19 protein-coding genes are annotated in these 14,028 nt (G+C 53.9%); 6 read left to right on the top strand and 13 right to left on the bottom strand.

Features of this window, described 5'->3' with window-relative positions; genetic code table 11:
- Positions 1-22 precede the first annotated feature (22 nt).
- On the bottom strand, positions 23-367 hold the full coding sequence (gene rpsF, locus KV190_RS06420) for a 30S ribosomal protein S6 (RefSeq protein WP_460195108.1): 345 nt from the start codon (positions 365-367) through the stop codon (positions 23-25).
- 115 nt (positions 368-482) lie between these two features.
- Between rpsF and KV190_RS06415 the strand changes: the two genes are divergently transcribed.
- On the top strand, positions 483-1,292 hold the full coding sequence (locus KV190_RS06415; RefSeq protein WP_460195107.1) for a fumarylacetoacetate hydrolase family protein: 810 nt from the start codon (positions 483-485) through the stop codon (positions 1,290-1,292).
- A 633-nt stretch (positions 1,293-1,925) separates the two neighbouring features.
- Entirely contained in the window at positions 1,926-3,173 is a 1,248-nt protein-coding gene (locus tag KV190_RS06410; protein WP_460195106.1) for a YcjF family protein, read from the top strand.
- Here KV190_RS06410 and KV190_RS06405 read toward each other — a convergent pair.
- Complete coding sequence (locus KV190_RS06405) at positions 3,141-3,959, bottom strand: WecB/TagA/CpsF family glycosyltransferase (RefSeq protein WP_460195105.1); 819 nt, start codon at positions 3,957-3,959, stop codon at positions 3,141-3,143. The genes KV190_RS06410 and KV190_RS06405 overlap by 33 nt on opposite strands.
- Before the next feature lie 63 nt (positions 3,960-4,022).
- On the opposite strand from KV190_RS06405, the gene KV190_RS06400 reads away from it, so the two are divergent.
- Positions 4,023-4,589 (top strand): J domain-containing protein, encoded by a 567-nt coding sequence (locus tag KV190_RS06400; RefSeq protein ID WP_460195104.1) that lies wholly within the window; start codon positions 4,023-4,025, stop codon positions 4,587-4,589.
- Here the strand turns inward: KV190_RS06400 and KV190_RS06395 are convergent.
- The 4 genes from KV190_RS06395 to ndhC are packed head-to-tail and all read right to left on the bottom strand — an operon-like array spanning position 4,586 to position 6,928.
- The gene (locus KV190_RS06395; protein WP_460195103.1) at positions 4,586-4,870 is read right to left on the bottom strand and encodes a DUF3288 family protein; all 285 of its coding nucleotides are present in this window, start codon (positions 4,868-4,870) and stop codon (positions 4,586-4,588) included. The genes KV190_RS06400 and KV190_RS06395 overlap by 4 nt on opposite strands.
- 22 nt (positions 4,871-4,892) lie before the next feature.
- A complete protein-coding gene (gene dprA, locus KV190_RS06390) occupies positions 4,893-6,017 on the bottom strand; it encodes a DNA-processing protein DprA (protein WP_460195102.1) in 1,125 nt (374 codons plus the stop codon).
- Between the two features lie 6 nt (positions 6,018-6,023).
- The gene (locus KV190_RS06385; RefSeq protein ID WP_206201193.1) at positions 6,024-6,530 is read right to left on the bottom strand and encodes an NAD(P)H-quinone oxidoreductase subunit J; all 507 of its coding nucleotides are present in this window, start codon (positions 6,528-6,530) and stop codon (positions 6,024-6,026) included.
- A gap of 35 nt (positions 6,531-6,565) precedes the next feature.
- Positions 6,566-6,928 carry a photosynthetic/respiratory NAD(P)H-quinone oxidoreductase subunit C gene (ndhC, locus tag KV190_RS06380; RefSeq protein WP_460195101.1) on the bottom strand — a complete coding sequence of 121 codons (363 nt, stop codon included), beginning with the start codon at positions 6,926-6,928 and terminating at the stop codon, positions 6,566-6,568.
- Positions 6,929-7,042: 114 nt separating this feature from the next.
- On the opposite strand from ndhC, the gene KV190_RS06375 reads away from it, so the two are divergent.
- Positions 7,043-8,032 carry a carbohydrate kinase family protein gene (locus tag KV190_RS06375; RefSeq protein ID WP_460195100.1) on the top strand — a complete coding sequence of 330 codons (990 nt, stop codon included), beginning with the start codon at positions 7,043-7,045 and terminating at the stop codon, positions 8,030-8,032.
- Here KV190_RS06375 and KV190_RS06370 read toward each other — a convergent pair.
- From KV190_RS06370 to KV190_RS06340, 7 genes are all read right to left on the bottom strand, one after another.
- The gene (locus KV190_RS06370; protein WP_460195099.1) at positions 7,974-8,222 is read right to left on the bottom strand and encodes a hypothetical protein; all 249 of its coding nucleotides are present in this window, start codon (positions 8,220-8,222) and stop codon (positions 7,974-7,976) included. The two genes, KV190_RS06375 and KV190_RS06370, sit on opposite strands and share 59 nt — an antisense overlap.
- Positions 8,223-8,494: 272 nt before the next feature.
- Positions 8,495-9,637 carry a magnesium-protoporphyrin IX monomethyl ester (oxidative) cyclase gene (gene acsF, locus KV190_RS06365; RefSeq protein WP_460195098.1) on the bottom strand — a complete coding sequence of 381 codons (1,143 nt, stop codon included), beginning with the start codon at positions 9,635-9,637 and terminating at the stop codon, positions 8,495-8,497.
- Between the two features lie 86 nt (positions 9,638-9,723).
- Complete coding sequence (locus KV190_RS06360; RefSeq protein ID WP_460195097.1) at positions 9,724-10,092, bottom strand: Npun_F0494 family protein; 369 nt, start codon at positions 10,090-10,092, stop codon at positions 9,724-9,726.
- Between the two features lie 24 nt (positions 10,093-10,116).
- The gene (locus KV190_RS06355) at positions 10,117-10,779 is read right to left on the bottom strand and encodes a hypothetical protein (protein WP_460195096.1); all 663 of its coding nucleotides are present in this window, start codon (positions 10,777-10,779) and stop codon (positions 10,117-10,119) included.
- A gap of 273 nt (positions 10,780-11,052) precedes the next feature.
- Positions 11,053-11,796 (bottom strand): dienelactone hydrolase family protein, encoded by a 744-nt coding sequence (locus KV190_RS06350; protein ID WP_181495372.1) that lies wholly within the window; start codon positions 11,794-11,796, stop codon positions 11,053-11,055.
- 10 nt (positions 11,797-11,806) lie between these two features.
- Entirely contained in the window at positions 11,807-11,992 is a 186-nt protein-coding gene (locus KV190_RS06345; protein ID WP_460195094.1) for a hypothetical protein, read from the bottom strand.
- Between the two features lie 26 nt (positions 11,993-12,018).
- A complete protein-coding gene (locus KV190_RS06340; protein ID WP_460195242.1) occupies positions 12,019-12,615 on the bottom strand; it encodes a thylakoid membrane photosystem I accumulation factor in 597 nt (198 codons plus the stop codon).
- Between the two features lie 171 nt (positions 12,616-12,786).
- Between KV190_RS06340 and KV190_RS06335 the strand changes: the two genes are divergently transcribed.
- Both KV190_RS06335 and KV190_RS06330 read left to right on the top strand, forming a co-directional pair.
- On the top strand, positions 12,787-13,548 hold the full coding sequence (locus tag KV190_RS06335; RefSeq protein WP_460195093.1) for a DUF4382 domain-containing protein: 762 nt from the start codon (positions 12,787-12,789) through the stop codon (positions 13,546-13,548).
- Positions 13,545-14,027, top strand: a complete 483-nt coding sequence (locus KV190_RS06330) for a carboxypeptidase regulatory-like domain-containing protein (protein WP_460195092.1) — start codon at positions 13,545-13,547, stop codon at positions 14,025-14,027. The genes KV190_RS06335 and KV190_RS06330 overlap by 4 nt, the downstream gene beginning before the upstream one ends.
- Position 14,028: the final 1 nt, after the last annotated feature.

Genomic DNA, 14,028 nt, shown 5'->3' with positions numbered 1-14,028 from the left:
GAATTTGGATCAGTGTGCTGTCTTAGGCACGGGCAAGAACAGGATTTTCATCTGCGGCTTCTTCGGTGTCGCTCTCTTCTTCAAGGACAATCGTCATGAAGCGGAGAATGTTTTCGTTGAGGCGCATGGCGCGTTCAAGGGGGGCGATCGCCGTCCCAGCAGCGGTATAGGTCATCAGAATGTAGTAGCCCTCCCGCAGTTTCTTGATCGGGTAGGCAAACCGACGCTTACCGCGATTTTGCACCTTAAGCTTTGTCGCACCCTGTTCTTCTAAAAAAGTGCGAAATTGGCTAATGGTTTGTTCCAGTTGTTCTTCCCCCACATCAGGACGAATAATATAAAGCGTTTCGTAGTTCCGTGTAATCATTAAGGTCAACTCCCTTTGGACAAATGGCCTTTTGACGGATGCAAAAAGCAAGGCTTTATAATTCTAGCACCGCAGTTTGCCATTCTTGGCAAGGAGAAAAGGGGACTAATTCACTATGGTGGAACGGTTTGTGCGGGTGCAGACCACGGGGGGGCAGATTTATTACGGCACACTGCAACTCAATCGCGAAGTGATGATTTGGGATGCGGCACCGTGGCTCCACGGCCAACCCACGAACCAAGTCCTTAGTCCCGATAGCTATCAACTACTGGCTCCCTGCTCCCCCTCAAAAATTGTTGCTGTCGGACGCAACTACGTGAAGCACGCTGCGGAAATGGGCGACAGTGTGCCCCCTGAGCCATTGATTTTTCTGAAACCGCCGACAACGGTTCAAGCCCCCGGCTGTCCCATTTGGTATCCGCCCCAAGTGAAGCGGGTGGACTATGAGGGGGAATTGGCGGTGGTCATTGGTCGTCGCACCCGTGCCTGCCCTGAAAATGAAGCTCTTGAGCATATCTGGGGCTACACGATCGCCAACGATGTCACGGCTCGAGATCTTCAGCAGCGGGAGCAGCAATGGACACGGGCTAAGGGGTTTGACACATTTTGCCCCCTAGGTCCTTGGATTGTGCGAGAGGTTCCTAGCGATGCGCGGTTGCAAACCTTTATCAATGAGGCAGCGCAACCCGTCCAATCAGCAACGATTGATCAAATGGTTTTCTCACCCGCCAAGTTGGTGAGTTTCATTAGCTATGTGATGACGCTGCTGCCGGGGGATGTGGTATTGACGGGGACACCCGCAGGAATTGGTGCATTACAGGTGGGCGATCGCGTGCGTGTCGAAATTGAAGGCATTGGCAGCCTCCTGTCGGTAGTCACAACACCTGAGACCCCTTGGACACCCCCCTTAGGTCGCGCCTATTAGGAATGGCTTACTTAACGCCTTATGGTGTCGCAGGTAGAGGCACAACCGACGACCTACTGATTACAAGTCAGTTGTTTGTACTGTACTGTGCTCAACGCCTTACGGCATCAGAGGTAGAGGCACACTCCCTTTTGGAGCACTCCCTTTTTGGGGCACTGGGTGCTCAACGCCTTACGGCATCAGAGGTAGAGGCACACTCGCCCCGCAATCGCTGTGGTTGCTCCCCCACTGGGTGCTCAACGCCTTACGGCATCAGAGGTAGAGGCACAGCGGTGCCCTAGAATTGACTCTAGGACTAGCTTAGCACAGCCCGTTTTCAAGCACCTCAGGCACTTCATTTTTTATCGGCTGTAAAATTTTTAGCCTAGCTCAGTATTCAGTTGTCAATCCCGCTTGGGGGAATAGGTTCAGAGATTTTCAAGCACCTTTAAATCTAACAAAAACCTTCAAACCAAGTCAAGAGGCTAGTTTTGAATATGCTGCAATCCAGAGAATATTTGAGTCCAGAGGTGCTTGCATTTTTGAAAAGTGGACAGAAAATTCAGGCTGCATTTCCTCGAGCCTTGGGAATTTGAGTGCTGCTCACCAGTCAAGGTAAGCTAACAAACAGAGGATTTGCTTGGGGTAAAGGACATGGCTGTTGCTGCCGCCATCATTCTCTTGTTGTTGAGTGGCTGGGTGAATGACCATCCGTGGGGATGGCTACTGATTCTCGGTCTAGGATTGGGCTATTGGTACTGGCGGCGATCGCCCGCTGCGCCAAACGTGGTTCCCTCTCAACCTTCCCTGCATCCTCAATTACTGGAAAAGCAACTGGCAGACACGCGGAGCCTTTTGCAGGAACTTCCCATAGAGCGTCAAGCCTCCCTACAATCAACCCACAGCCAACTCCAACAGCGGTTAGATAGCCCAACGGTTGAGGTGTGTGTTCTTGGGCAATCGGCCTATGCTCTCAATCGGGTGTACGATGCCGTCGCTACCCTACCCCTTGATAGCTGTACGCTTCAGCAGCAAACCTTGGCAACAGTGCCCCAAGCAGACTTAGTGCTTTTGACCGTAACGGGTGCCCTCACCGCCAGTGAGTTTGAGATGCTGCGAGTGTTGCAGGCAGGCCATTATCACGTTCTGGTGGTCTGGTGTCCAGAAATGACGCAGGAGAGCGATCGCCCGAAGGATGCGCTTTGCGATCGCGTGGCAGTACATTTACAGCAGCAACTGCAACAACTCCAGATGGGGCAAGACCAACTCATTCCCTTTACACCCCACCATCCCCAAGCCCTCACCTCCGCAGTGCTGCACTGTCTCACTCAACAGCGAGCAAATCTAGTCTTAGCCGGCACCTATCGCCGTGCCCAACACCTCCATCAACAAGCGCAAGCCGCCCTCAATCAGTATCGCCAAGAACGAGCCACCCCGATCATTGAACGCTACCAATGGCTAGCGGCAGCGGCAACGGCAGTGAATCCTCTCCCGCTTTTAGATCTTGTTATGGCCGGGGGGCTATTGGTGCGCCTCACGTGGGACCTAGGGCAAATCTACCAACGCTCCTTTCGCTTGGCGGATGCCGAACCCCTTGCCAAGGAGCTATTGCGGCTAATGGTGCAGTTGGGGGCTGTGGAACTGGGTACCCAATCCCTAGGGCAGTGGCTCAAGGGCAATTCCCTCACCTATTTGGCAGGGAGTTGTTTACAGGGGGCAACGGCAGCCTATGTCTTGCGCTTGAGTGGATTGAGTTTGATTCATTACTTTGAGACCGCTCCCCAAGCCAAATCTCTGCCTTTGGTGGCTCGATTGCAGCAAAGCCTTCAGTGGGCACAGCAACAGGTGGGACGCTCTCCCCTGCAAACCCTAGGACACTCTCTTGGCTTGCCGTCGGCCTAACCAGTGACGCAGGAGTTGAGCCGCAAAAAGCACAACAAAGGCGGGGTTGTTTATCAGATAGCGTTGCCAGAGGCGGCGAGGTTCTTGCAGGAGTCGAAAAAGCCACTCCAGACCGATCGCCATCATCCAGCGAGGCGCTTGCGCCACAACGCCACTGTGAAAATTAAAGGCCGCTCCCACACCCACCAAGACAATGGGCAGAAAAGGGCTTTGGCGAGCCATCCACTCCTCCTGCTTCGGACAGCCAAGGCTGACAAAGACCAGATCAGCACCGCTCTCAAGAATGCGCTGGCGATCGCCGGCCTCCTCCTCAGGGGTCAAGGGACGAAAGGGGGGCGCCTGGGCACCCACGAACTGGATATTGGGAAAGCGCTCTTGTAGATTCCGTTGCAGCCGCTCTAAGACGAGGGGTTCACTGCCATAGAGGAAAATACGCCAGCCTTCCTCTTGGGCGCGATCGCACAAGGCCAGCATCAAATCAGGACCATAGACCCGCTCCGCCTGAGGAAAGCCCAAGAGCCGTAAGCCCCACACCAAGGGCATACCGTCAGAAGTCACCAGTTGGGCACTATTCACCACCCGTTGGAAGGGCGATCGCCACACCCCTGTCATGACCACATGGACATTGGCCGCCACCACATAGCCCCCCTTACCTTGACTTATCCATTCAGCTATAAGATCACAGGCTTGGCTGTAGGTGGTGACATCAATCCGTGTCCCTAAAATGTGCGCTGACTCCACGCTGGGGCTACTCCGCATGTTTGACTTGATTCCAGCGTAGGACATTGGTTGCAGAACCGAAGTGAACATCCGACAATGCAAAGCAGATGTCATGTTGTGCCCTGGGGAATGAATTTAGAAGAGTGCTATCGCATTCTGGAGTTGCCACAAGGGGCGTCCTTAGCCCAAGTGAAATCCGCCTACCGACGGCTAGCGCGACGCTATCATCCCGATGTCAACCCCGGCGATCGCACTGCCCATGAGAAGTTTATTCTCCTCCAACAGGCCTATGAAAAATTAGTGCGAGTACTGCCCACCTTTCGGCCTACCCCTGTTAAATCAGAACCCCAATCTCCCCCGCCGCAGACACCGCCACCTCTCTCAGCCTTTGAGATTGAACTAAAGCACGCCAGCTATCGCCAACTTCAGGAATTTCTCAAATATCGCTGCTATCAACGTGCCCTATCCCTTGTGGAAGGGTTGGCCAGTCGGCTGCCCCAAGATGCCGAAGTACGCCAGTGGCAAGCTGTCACCTATCAGTGCTGGGCGCGGCAACTCATTCGCGATCGCCAGCCCCAAGCGGCACGGGAGTACCTGCATCGTGCGCTGAAGGCCGATCCGGATAACCGACTCCTTTGGCAAGAAGCTGAAAAGGACTTTCGTACCCTTGATCGCCTGTACGGCATAGAAATCTAAGTCCAGTCCTCCCGTTTATTGCTGCCCACCTTGTAAACGCCGCCGCGAGCGTGAATGGCACGGGTACGCTCAAAAAGTTCTTCCTCAGTGAGTTGCCATTTTTCTAGCAGCTCTGCCATTAACTTCTTATTCGTTTCGGCACCCGGAAAGCCATCGTAGCGAATCAGCAATCGTCCCAACTCCGCTAGGTTGTAGTCACTGATGCCCTCTTGCCGCAGGCGCTCGAGGACTAACCGATCTTGGGCCTCGCGAGGATGTTGTAGGTTTTGGGAGTTTGTCATTTCAGCCTCCAAGCTAAAGGTTTTAACGGCTAGTTTTGCGATAGCGATTCCCCGGCTGCTGCTCCACCCAACCCGCTAGCTCCAAGTGCATCAGTTCTGCCATCACCACCCCTGTTTCCAAGGGTACCCGTTGCACAATGTCATCAAAGGCAACACTATTGCCGCCTTGGCTCAGTTGTTGAATCGCCTCGAGAATCTGTTGCTGGGGGGGCGATAGCGTTGGGGGTGGGGCTGAGAAGAGTTTTGGATCAAGGGGGGGTGTATGCCCCAATTGTTCGAGGAGAGCTTCTTCTCCCAAGATAATCTGTGCCCCTTGATTCACCAGACTTAGGGCACCCTTGGCACGGTGGTTATCGAGATGCCCCGGCAGGACATAGACATCGCGACCATACTCAGCAGCATAGCGAGCAGTGATTAGGGCACCCGATTTGTAGGGAGCCTCGGCAATAATCACCGCACGGCACAGGCCAGCAATGATGCGGTTGCGGCGGGGAAATTGGGGGCGATCGGCACCCACCCCCCTAGGGTACTCGCTCAAGAATCCTCCGCGTTCACGAATCTGGTAATAAAGCGAACGATTTTCCGGTGGGTAGATCATATCCACCCCCGTGGCTAAGACAGCCAGTGTGGCACCGCCAGCTTCTAGACAGCCGCGATGCGCCGCGCCATCAATGCCTGCGGCCATGCCGGAAACAACAATAAACCCAGCTTGAGCAAGGGCATGCCCCAGCTTGTGCGCCCAACGCTGCGCATATTCTGAAGGATCACGGGTACCAACAATGGCAACGGTTGGTGTGAGTTGACTCAGGAGTTCTAAAATGCGAGTCCCACCATAGTAGAGCAAGGGCGGCGGATCGGGAATTTCCCGCAGCAGGGGTGGATACTGGGGGTCACTCAGCACCCAATGGTGGGGATTTTGCTGACAGTGGTGCTCGTAGAGGGCGAGGGGTTGGCACTGCTGACGATGGTGGGCGATCGCCCCTTGGAGTTTGGCACCAATGCCCTCTACTTTTCCTAAGGTTTCTAGGGACGCTTCCCAAGCAGTTTGCAAGTCCCCAAAGTGCTGCCAGAGGCGTTTGAGCAACACCGGGCCAAGGCCGGGTACCTGTGACCAACTGTACCAATAGGCAGCATCAGTGGGAACCAAGGGAGCTTAGTAGGCTTCCTGCAACTCGTAGAAGTCAGGGGTGATGTAGTCTTTACGCAGCGGCCAGCCCACCCAATCCTCGGGCATGAGGATGCGCTTCAAATTTGGGTGCCCCTCATAGACAATGCCAAACATATCGTAGGATTCGCGCTCTTGCCAGTCAGCGGTTTTCCAAATCCAATAGACCGAGGGCACACGGGCATCATCGCGGGGGACAAAGACCTTAATCCGCACCTCTGGGGGGCGATCGGCATTATCACTGAGCTTGATCAGGTGGTATGTGCTCACCAAGTCTTGGCCAGGGCCTGAATCATAGGCGGCTTGGCACTGCAAATAGTTAAAGCCATCGGCATAGAGGGCTTGGCACACCGCCAGCAGGCGATCGCGATCAACTTTGATGATTTCTACGCCAGAGGCATCGGTACCGAGGGATTCCACACTCAGGTTTTGAGACTGTAAGAGGCGGCACACAGGGCCAGCTTCAACAATGGGGGCTTCGGGGGTGTCACTCATGTTCGCTGCTCCAACCTAAACTGCTATCCACTCACTCAAGACCATTCAAGGGCACGTTTGCGCCACGCATACACCAGAGCCACGATCAGAATGGCAATGAAAATCAAGGCTTCGATAAAAGCCAGTAAGCCCAACTGATGGAAGGCCACCGCCCAAGGATATAAAAAAACCGTCTCCACATCGAAAATGACAAAGACGAGGGCAAACATGTAGTAGCGCACATTGAACTGAATCCACGCGCCACCAATGGGTTCCATCCCCGATTCGTAGGTCGTTAAGCGGATCATCCGCCCCGATTTAGGACGCAATAGCGCAGAGGCAGCTAAAGCCAGTACGGGTACCAGACCACAGATAATCAAAAAGCCGAGAAAATACTCGTAACCACTGAGAACAAACACGGTTGCAGTGTCCCTCGATCTTGGAATCGCTACCATTTTGACACACTCCCCTAGCGATCGCTAGGCTAGGGATCAATAGAAAAAACTAAATTGCCCTATAGCGAATCATTAGCGATGTCCCAACCCACTGTCCTCTGTGCTGGCGAAGTCCTCTTTGACTGTTTAGAAGTGCCCCCTGATCCCCCGCAGTGTTTTCTTGGCGGTGCCCCGGCCAATGTGGCCTGTGGTTTGGTGAAGTTGGGGGTGAGTGCCGCCTTTTTGGGAGCTGTGGGGGACGATGCCTTGGGGGAGCAAGCCTGTACTGAATTAGCTGCCTTGGGCGTCAATATCGAAGCGATCGAGCGGGTGGCTGGGGTACCGACGCGGCAAGTGCGTGTTCAACTGCTGGGGGGCGATCGCCAGTTTGTGGGATTTGCGCCAGCGGGAACTTCTGTCTTTGCTGATATGCAGTTCTATGGCCAGCAAGTCTCGCCATCATTCCTAACTGGGGCACGATTTTTCGTTACCGGCACCCTCGGACTAGCCAGTGAACCCACCGCCACCACGATTGAACATCTGGTACAGCAACTGCGGCAAAACGGTGCCTTTATTCTTATTGATGCCAACTGGCGACCAATCTTTTGGCCGGATGCGAGCGCTGCTCCTGAACGCATTCGTTCTTTTCTGGCACAGGCGCATTTTCTGAAACTGGCCAAGGAAGAGGCGGAATTATTTTTCTCTGACAGTGATCCCCAAGTTGTCTATCGTGCCCTTTGGGGGATGGCACCTGACCATGCCGTGGTCATTACTGATGGGGATCAAGCTATTCGCTACTGCTGGCACGGAAATCAAGGGGAATTACAACCACCCGCCATGCCCGTAGTGGATACCACCGGTGCCGGCGATGGCTTTGTTGCGGGTTGGATTGCCCAATTATTGCAGGGCAGCTCGGAAACCTACCGTGACCCCCAATGGCAGGCTGCTTGTCTAGAATTTGCCACGGTGGTGGGGGCGCTAGTGACAACAAAACGGGGGGCGATCGCTGGTCAACCCACCCTTGCTGAGGTCACTCAATGGCTTCGGGATCATCCTCAGAGAAAAATACGAACGCACTCAAGGGGCTAGCCGTGGTGGATGGGCTTGTCGCGATCGCTGGCTGATGTTCACGGCTAGGGATGGCTGCCGCCAAGGGACAGGCCCGCCAAAACCCCCGTACCGGCACATTCAATTTTTCGCAGGTACCACCCCGCCGCCCTTCGGAATAATAGAAGCGGCAAAAGCGGCAAGTTGTGGGAGTGACAATTGGGCTGTCCATCGCGGGGATCAACTCCGAAGTAAAATCTTTAGGCTCTCTACCTTCCATCCTATGAAATTCCCCTCAGCGACTTTTGCAGCGATCACAGGGGCAAAGCAGCCTAGAGAGTCAGTTTTAGCGATCCCCGGTGGTCAAAAGTGCTTTTAGATTCTTTTCATACTCCCGCAACACTCCGTAATAATACGGACATCAATTGTAGGAAAAATGAAAAAAAGGTTACGTCCGCAGACGCAACCCATGGAGATCACTATATTTTTAAGCCGCAGAGGAAATTAACGCACCGCCGCCGGTGTCGGTTCCTTGGCCGGGATCAAGAATAACTTGATCATTTGCCACACGTTCGAGAGATAGAAGGGAAGTTTCTTGAGGAATCCGCCATTTTGCTTGCTAATTTCTGTCAGCTTGGCGTTGTTTTCGACACACCGCTCTAGCCGCTGATAAAACTCTGGATGATCGACATCAAGAATCACCGGGAAAACACGGCCTGCAGTTTCATTGGTTTTGGCAATCACCTCGCGATCATACTCACGGGCATCCAAGCCAATGGCGGCATAGAACTTCGCCCGCTGCAAATCGTTGAGGTACATTGTGGCAAAGACCGACAGCAGGAAGAAGCGGCACCACAGTTTCGGCGGCAGCCAGCAGACCATGAAGTAGCGTGCCCATTTCTTGCCAGAGAGGGACAGGGGAATTTCCTTAATCTTTTGCCAGAAGGTGCGCGGACGATCCAGCATTTGCGGTTGGGCACGCATGACGGCATCAAAGAAGTCACCATGGCGGTTTTCGTCTTGGCACCAGTTTTCAAAGAAGCGGAAGATGGGGTAGATGCGATGTTCGGGGTGTTTTTCCAGATGGCGATAGATCGTAATGTAGCGCCAGTAACCAATTTTCTCGGAGAGGTAGGTGGCGTAGAAGATGAATTCCGGTTCGAAGTAGGTGTAGCTGCGGTGCTGCGTCAAAAAGCCGAGATCCAACGATAGGTTGAAGTCGGACATGGCTTTGTTGAGGAACCCTGCGTGGCGGGCTTCATCGCGAGACATGAGGGCAAAGCACTCCGCCAGTAGAGGGTTGCGATCCTTCAGCTTGCGGCTGAGTTCTTTGTAGAGGAGAAAGCCAGAAAATTCCGCTGTGCAGGAGCGCTCCAAAAATTCAATAAATAACTGGCGGGTTTCGCCATCAATATGATCCCAAGACTGTTCAAATTCTTCATCCCGCACAAAGTGGTGGCGGTTGTAGTCGCAGCGGAATTCCTCAAGGATGGCCTGAAGTTCTGCTTTGTTTTCAGTAATGTCCATATTGGCCATCGCTTCAAAGTCAGTGGTGTAGAAGCGGGGCGTGAGGATGGTTTCCTTGGCGGGAGCTTTAATGCCCGGCCGCAGTTCTTCAAACTCTGGTTTGGCGACGGTATTAACCATAAAAAGCTGCGTCTCGCTCTTGCTAACGGCACTCATAAAGCATGGTAGCGAAAATCACCGATGCGTTACAGGTCGTTACAGAACCGTTACATTCCCCACCAGCGACTGAGTTGATTGCGCCAGCGATCGCCCCAAGAGGCCGACCATGTGGGTTGACTATAACGTTGAATTAACTGTTGCCCCAAGGGAGTGAGGCGATAGCGATCGGTGAGGCCTTGGCCATCCACTTCGCGGCGCAGTAAACCGACGCGGATCAACCAGTCCAACTCTGCTTCTGCTAGGAGCACAGGCAAAGGCGATCGCGTGAATCCAGATTTGAGACCCGCTTCGCCCACAATTTCTAGGAGTGCCACACTCCGCTGCTGCATTGTCTGAAACAAGGGGGGCAAAAAGGGACTACAGCGCAGGGCGCGATCGCCCCGTTCCAAGACCTTCGGAGAATACGCGATCGCCACAGGGTACGTCCTTAACAGAGAACCTCAATAGCCGCTATCAATGAAGGTTGCCCGGTCATTCACTGAAATACCACCAGCGGGGGGTGTGCGGGGCGATTGAGCCGCTGGAGAGGTTGATGGCGAAGAGGGGGTTTCTGCCTCCTGACGACGGCGCTCGGGTAAGACGACGCGCTCCATAATGAACTCAATCGTGCCCTTGCGCAACCATCCCCGTGCGACCAAAATATCGCCGAGTCTTGCCCCTGTTGCTCGCTGATCGGCTAAGGCGACTTCAATTTGTGCGGGTGTCACCAATTCTGCCTCAACCAGATAGTTCCCCAAGCGTTTCGTGTAGCTGTCATCATGGGGACGCTGGATAAAGGGGGGCTTTTTCGCAGGTGCCTCAGTTTCTGCTGCCACGCCTGGCAGGCTGTCAAAGTCACGCTGATCCCCCGCTAGGGCAACCAAGCATTCTTTAATTTTCATCAGAATTTCCGCTGCTCGCCGGGGTTGATTTTGCTGGGCTGCCTGCTCCAAGAGCCGCGCTTCCGCCTCAATCAGCGTTTGCCGGGATGCCACTGCTGCAACTTGTAAAATGCGTGCCTGCTGCTGAAGCACAGCCATATCTCGTTCAAGAAGGGCTTTTTTACACTGCTTGAGAACAAGGGATCCCTGCTTCAGCAGGACTTTGTGGGCAGGAGTAGTCATAGACAGCAACAGCGGGGATAAAGAAGATGACTTAAAAGAATCTTAAAGCTTGGCAACTGCCTTTGGCATTGTTTAGGCAATGGGGAACACAGTTCTACTTTTACTATAGTCCCTTGCTATGAACCCATTCAGGTGAAACAGGGTCAAATTAAGATTTCTCCAAAATATAGCTCTTTTCTGAAATACAACGTACATCAAGGAGCTTTGCACCTCTCTGACGGTGGCTTTCCCAGTGTTAAGCATGCTGCATCGTCATGAAAAGGGCTATGAGGCTCACTGTTGCTGACGTAGGACGGTGTTGAAGAGTTCTTTGACCTGTTCCCACGCATCCCGTGCGGCTGCTGCATCGTAACTATCCCGTTGATCGCAGAAGAAGCCATGATCTGCTGGATAGATGAAGATGTGGTGGCGAATGCCGTGGTGGCGCAGCGCCGTTTCAATTTGCTTCACCTGCTCCATGGGAATACTTTGGTCGCGATCGCCAAAGAAGGCATAGAGCGTGCCGCGAATTTTCGGTGTGATTTCAATGGTGGGTAGGCCACCGCCGGGGGTCATGGTTGTAATCCCAGCGCCATAAAATGAGGCCGTGGCTTTAATGTCCGGTAACTGAGCCACTAGATAGGCCACATGACCGCCAAAGCAAAAGCCAATCGTACCAATGGCATCGCCATCGACATTTTCGAGGCCGCGCAGATAGGCAATGGTGGCTTGGGTATCACTGAGGAGTTCCTCGGCTTTGGTTTGGTTTTTGTACTGCCGCCCCAAATCAATATCAGCAGCGGTGTAGCCCGTTTCAAAGCCGGGGGCAAAGCGTTGGTAAATGGCGGGGGCGATCGCCACATAGCCTTCGCGGGCAATGCGTTCGGTCACATCGCGAATATGGGCATTGACGCCAAAAATTTCCTGAAAGACAATCACTGCCGGATAACGGCCGGGGGCAACAGGCTCGGCTAAGTAGGCATCAATTAGCAGATCGCCATTGACCACCTTGACCCAACGACTGGTAATCTCCACCATCGTGAACCTCCTAGGCAGGAATGTCGAGGTCTGGAAACGTGCGCTTGAAGTCGCTAATCAATTCATCCAGTTCCGCGAGGGCGGATTCAATGTCAATGGTGAGGGTGCCATTGCCGGGCAGTTCCAAGAGCTTTTTGAGGCTCTCCCGCTTCGCCAAAACCACTGCTAGACGTTCCTGTAGTGTGGGTAACTCCATCTTGTACCTCGCTGCAAAGCTCACTATTACTCTACCGTTTCGTTGGCCAGCTTCTTCCCTTTGACAGGTGTCGGGGGCACCAGTTCCACATTGATTTCATTCACAGGACGCGGCCGCAGTTCCAGAGATTGCGATCGCGGGAGCAGATCAAAGATTTCCCGAAACGTGTCATCGAGGGTTTCAAAGGGCACCACACCGATAAATTCCTGCCGCAATTGGCCTTGGCGATCGAAAATCAGGGTTTGCGGCACTCGGCCTTTGTAGTAGTAGCCCGCTTCATTGGCGGAAAACTGCGCCCCAAAGGGTAAGGCATCGACATCAATGGCAATGAAATCGGTGACGCGACCATAGTACCCCTGCAATTGGGAGATGGTTGAGGCAAACTGCTTGCAGTCGCGGCTATCGTTCACATAAAACAGCAGCAATGTGGCGCGATCGCTCTGACGCGATTTCTCTAGGGTGACCTTCGGTGGCACTAAGGAGCCATTGCCAGCATAAAGAGCAAAGATGTTCCCATCGTAGCGATCGTCTTGTAACCCCGCCCAACTCGGCGCTGTCCACAGTCCCCACAGCAGTAGGATAAGTCCTAACCAGCCCCAAACCCGTTTCATTTTTCGCTCCATCACGTTCCGTTCTGTAAAGACACTATACCGCCACGCCATCCCCCTCCCGTGCATTGTAGAACCGCTGCCGCGCCTTCTAAGGTAGGAAGAGTGTCTTTATTGCTTTTGCCACTGGCTACAGGGGTGCTCTTTCTGTGGCTTTTTTCGGCGTGATCGGGCGTAATCAAAGGAATGAATCTGTACCGACGTTTAGGGATAGTCACGATTTTCAGTACAGTGCTACTGGCCAGTTGTGCCCCCACCTCGCAAAAGGGCACTCTCCAACTCTATGCCAATGGTGAAGAGCGCTTGCAAACGGGATGGACAACCAAAGATGGCTGGCAGCTCCAGTTTGACCATGTCTATTTGACGTTGGGCACGGTGACTGCCTATCAAACCAATCCCCCCTTCGATCCTGAGGCAGGCGATCGCCCCGCAAGTGAAGTGAGTGTTGTGTTTAGCGATCCCATGACGCTGGATTTGGTGAGTGATCAGCGTCCCCTTGTGGGCAGTGCGGCGGCGGCGGTGGGGCACTTCAATGCGCTGCAGTGGCAGACCCTCGCACCCAGTTTACAACTGGTGGGCACAGCGCAGCGGGGTGATGTCAGGGTGCCCTTTGACATTACGTTGGATCAGCCCTTGGCCTTTGTTTGTGGCGACTACATTGGCGATCAGCGCAAGGGCATTGTGGCAGCCAATAGCGCTGCTGATGTGGAGATCACCTTGCATTTTGACCATCTTTTTGGTGATGGGGCTGAACCGGCAACCGCTGAGATCAATCGAGATGCACTGGGCTTTGCCCCTTTTGCGGCGATCGCCACCCCTGAGGGCGTCACGGTTGATTGGACAGGATTACAGCAAAAACTCAGCCCCCAAGACTTTGAAACACTACGTAAAGCCCTGAGTAGTCTGGGGCATGTGGGTGAAGGTCACTGTCGGGAGATTGCTCTATGAAAACTGTTTTAGCAACTGTCGTCACCCTAGGACTACTGGTTCCCAAGGTGCTTGCCCATGGGGTAGATTTGCGCTACCAACCACAGCAGGTCATTCGTGTTACAGCGCAATACGAGAGTGGTCAACCAATGGCTGAGGCCACGGTACAGGTCTTTGCTCCCGATCGCCCCCAAGAAGCCGTCATCAGTGGTACGACCAATGCCCAAGGGGAATTTCAGTTTGTTCCCGATCGCCCTGGACAGTGGCAGGTGCAGGTACGCCAAGGGGGACATGGCGGCCTACTCACGATTCCAGTGGCGACCCATGCCCAAGCAACGGCTGAAGTTGCTCTTACCGCCGTTCCCGAACCGCCAAGGACGGTTTCCCTGAGTCAATACACTCCCGCACAAATCACAGTCATGGTTTTGGCAGTGCTGTGGGGTGCCATTGGCACGGCTTGCTTTGCTTGGTCACGACGGCGGCTGCCAGTGGAGTCGTAGT

Source organism: Thermosynechococcus sp. FA-CM-4201, from assembly GCF_054689355.1.
The sequence above is the reverse complement of the archived record's forward strand: the minus strand, read 5'-3'. Positions and strand labels throughout refer to the sequence as shown.

What these genes read in the sequence shown, in the direction of transcription:
- KV190_RS06370 (WP_460195099.1), bottom strand. Translation starts at nt 8,222, where the DNA reads ATGGACAGCCCAATTGTCACTCCCACAACTTGCCGCTTTTGCCGCTTC.
- KV190_RS06340 (WP_460195242.1), bottom strand. Translation starts at nt 12,615, where the DNA reads ATGGAGCGAAAAATGAAACGGGTTTGGGGCTGGTTAGGACTTATCCTA.
- KV190_RS06400 (WP_460195104.1), top strand. Translation starts at nt 4,023, where the DNA reads ATGAATTTAGAAGAGTGCTATCGCATTCTGGAGTTGCCACAAGGGGCG.
- KV190_RS06330 (WP_460195092.1), top strand. Translation starts at nt 13,545, where the DNA reads ATGAAAACTGTTTTAGCAACTGTCGTCACCCTAGGACTACTGGTTCCC.
- KV190_RS06345 (WP_460195094.1), bottom strand. Translation starts at nt 11,992, where the DNA reads ATGGAGTTACCCACACTACAGGAACGTCTAGCAGTGGTTTTGGCGAAG.
- KV190_RS06355 (WP_460195096.1), bottom strand. Translation starts at nt 10,779, where the DNA reads ATGACTACTCCTGCCCACAAAGTCCTGCTGAAGCAGGGATCCCTTGTT.
- KV190_RS06335 (WP_460195093.1), top strand. Translation starts at nt 12,787, where the DNA reads ATGAATCTGTACCGACGTTTAGGGATAGTCACGATTTTCAGTACAGTG.
- KV190_RS06375 (WP_460195100.1), top strand. Translation starts at nt 7,043, where the DNA reads ATGTCCCAACCCACTGTCCTCTGTGCTGGCGAAGTCCTCTTTGACTGT.
- rpsF (WP_460195108.1), bottom strand. Translation starts at nt 367, where the DNA reads ATGATTACACGGAACTACGAAACGCTTTATATTATTCGTCCTGATGTG.
- acsF (WP_460195098.1), bottom strand. Translation starts at nt 9,637, where the DNA reads ATGGTTAATACCGTCGCCAAACCAGAGTTTGAAGAACTGCGGCCGGGC.
- KV190_RS06385 (WP_206201193.1), bottom strand. Translation starts at nt 6,530, where the DNA reads ATGAGTGACACCCCCGAAGCCCCCATTGTTGAAGCTGGCCCTGTGTGC.
- KV190_RS06395 (WP_460195103.1), bottom strand. Translation starts at nt 4,870, where the DNA reads ATGACAAACTCCCAAAACCTACAACATCCTCGCGAGGCCCAAGATCGG.
- KV190_RS06415 (WP_460195107.1), top strand. Translation starts at nt 483, where the DNA reads ATGGTGGAACGGTTTGTGCGGGTGCAGACCACGGGGGGGCAGATTTAT.
- KV190_RS06350 (WP_181495372.1), bottom strand. Translation starts at nt 11,796, where the DNA reads ATGGTGGAGATTACCAGTCGTTGGGTCAAGGTGGTCAATGGCGATCTG.
- KV190_RS06405 (WP_460195105.1), bottom strand. Translation starts at nt 3,959, where the DNA reads ATGTCCTACGCTGGAATCAAGTCAAACATGCGGAGTAGCCCCAGCGTG.
- KV190_RS06410 (WP_460195106.1), top strand. Translation starts at nt 1,926, where the DNA reads ATGGCTGTTGCTGCCGCCATCATTCTCTTGTTGTTGAGTGGCTGGGTG.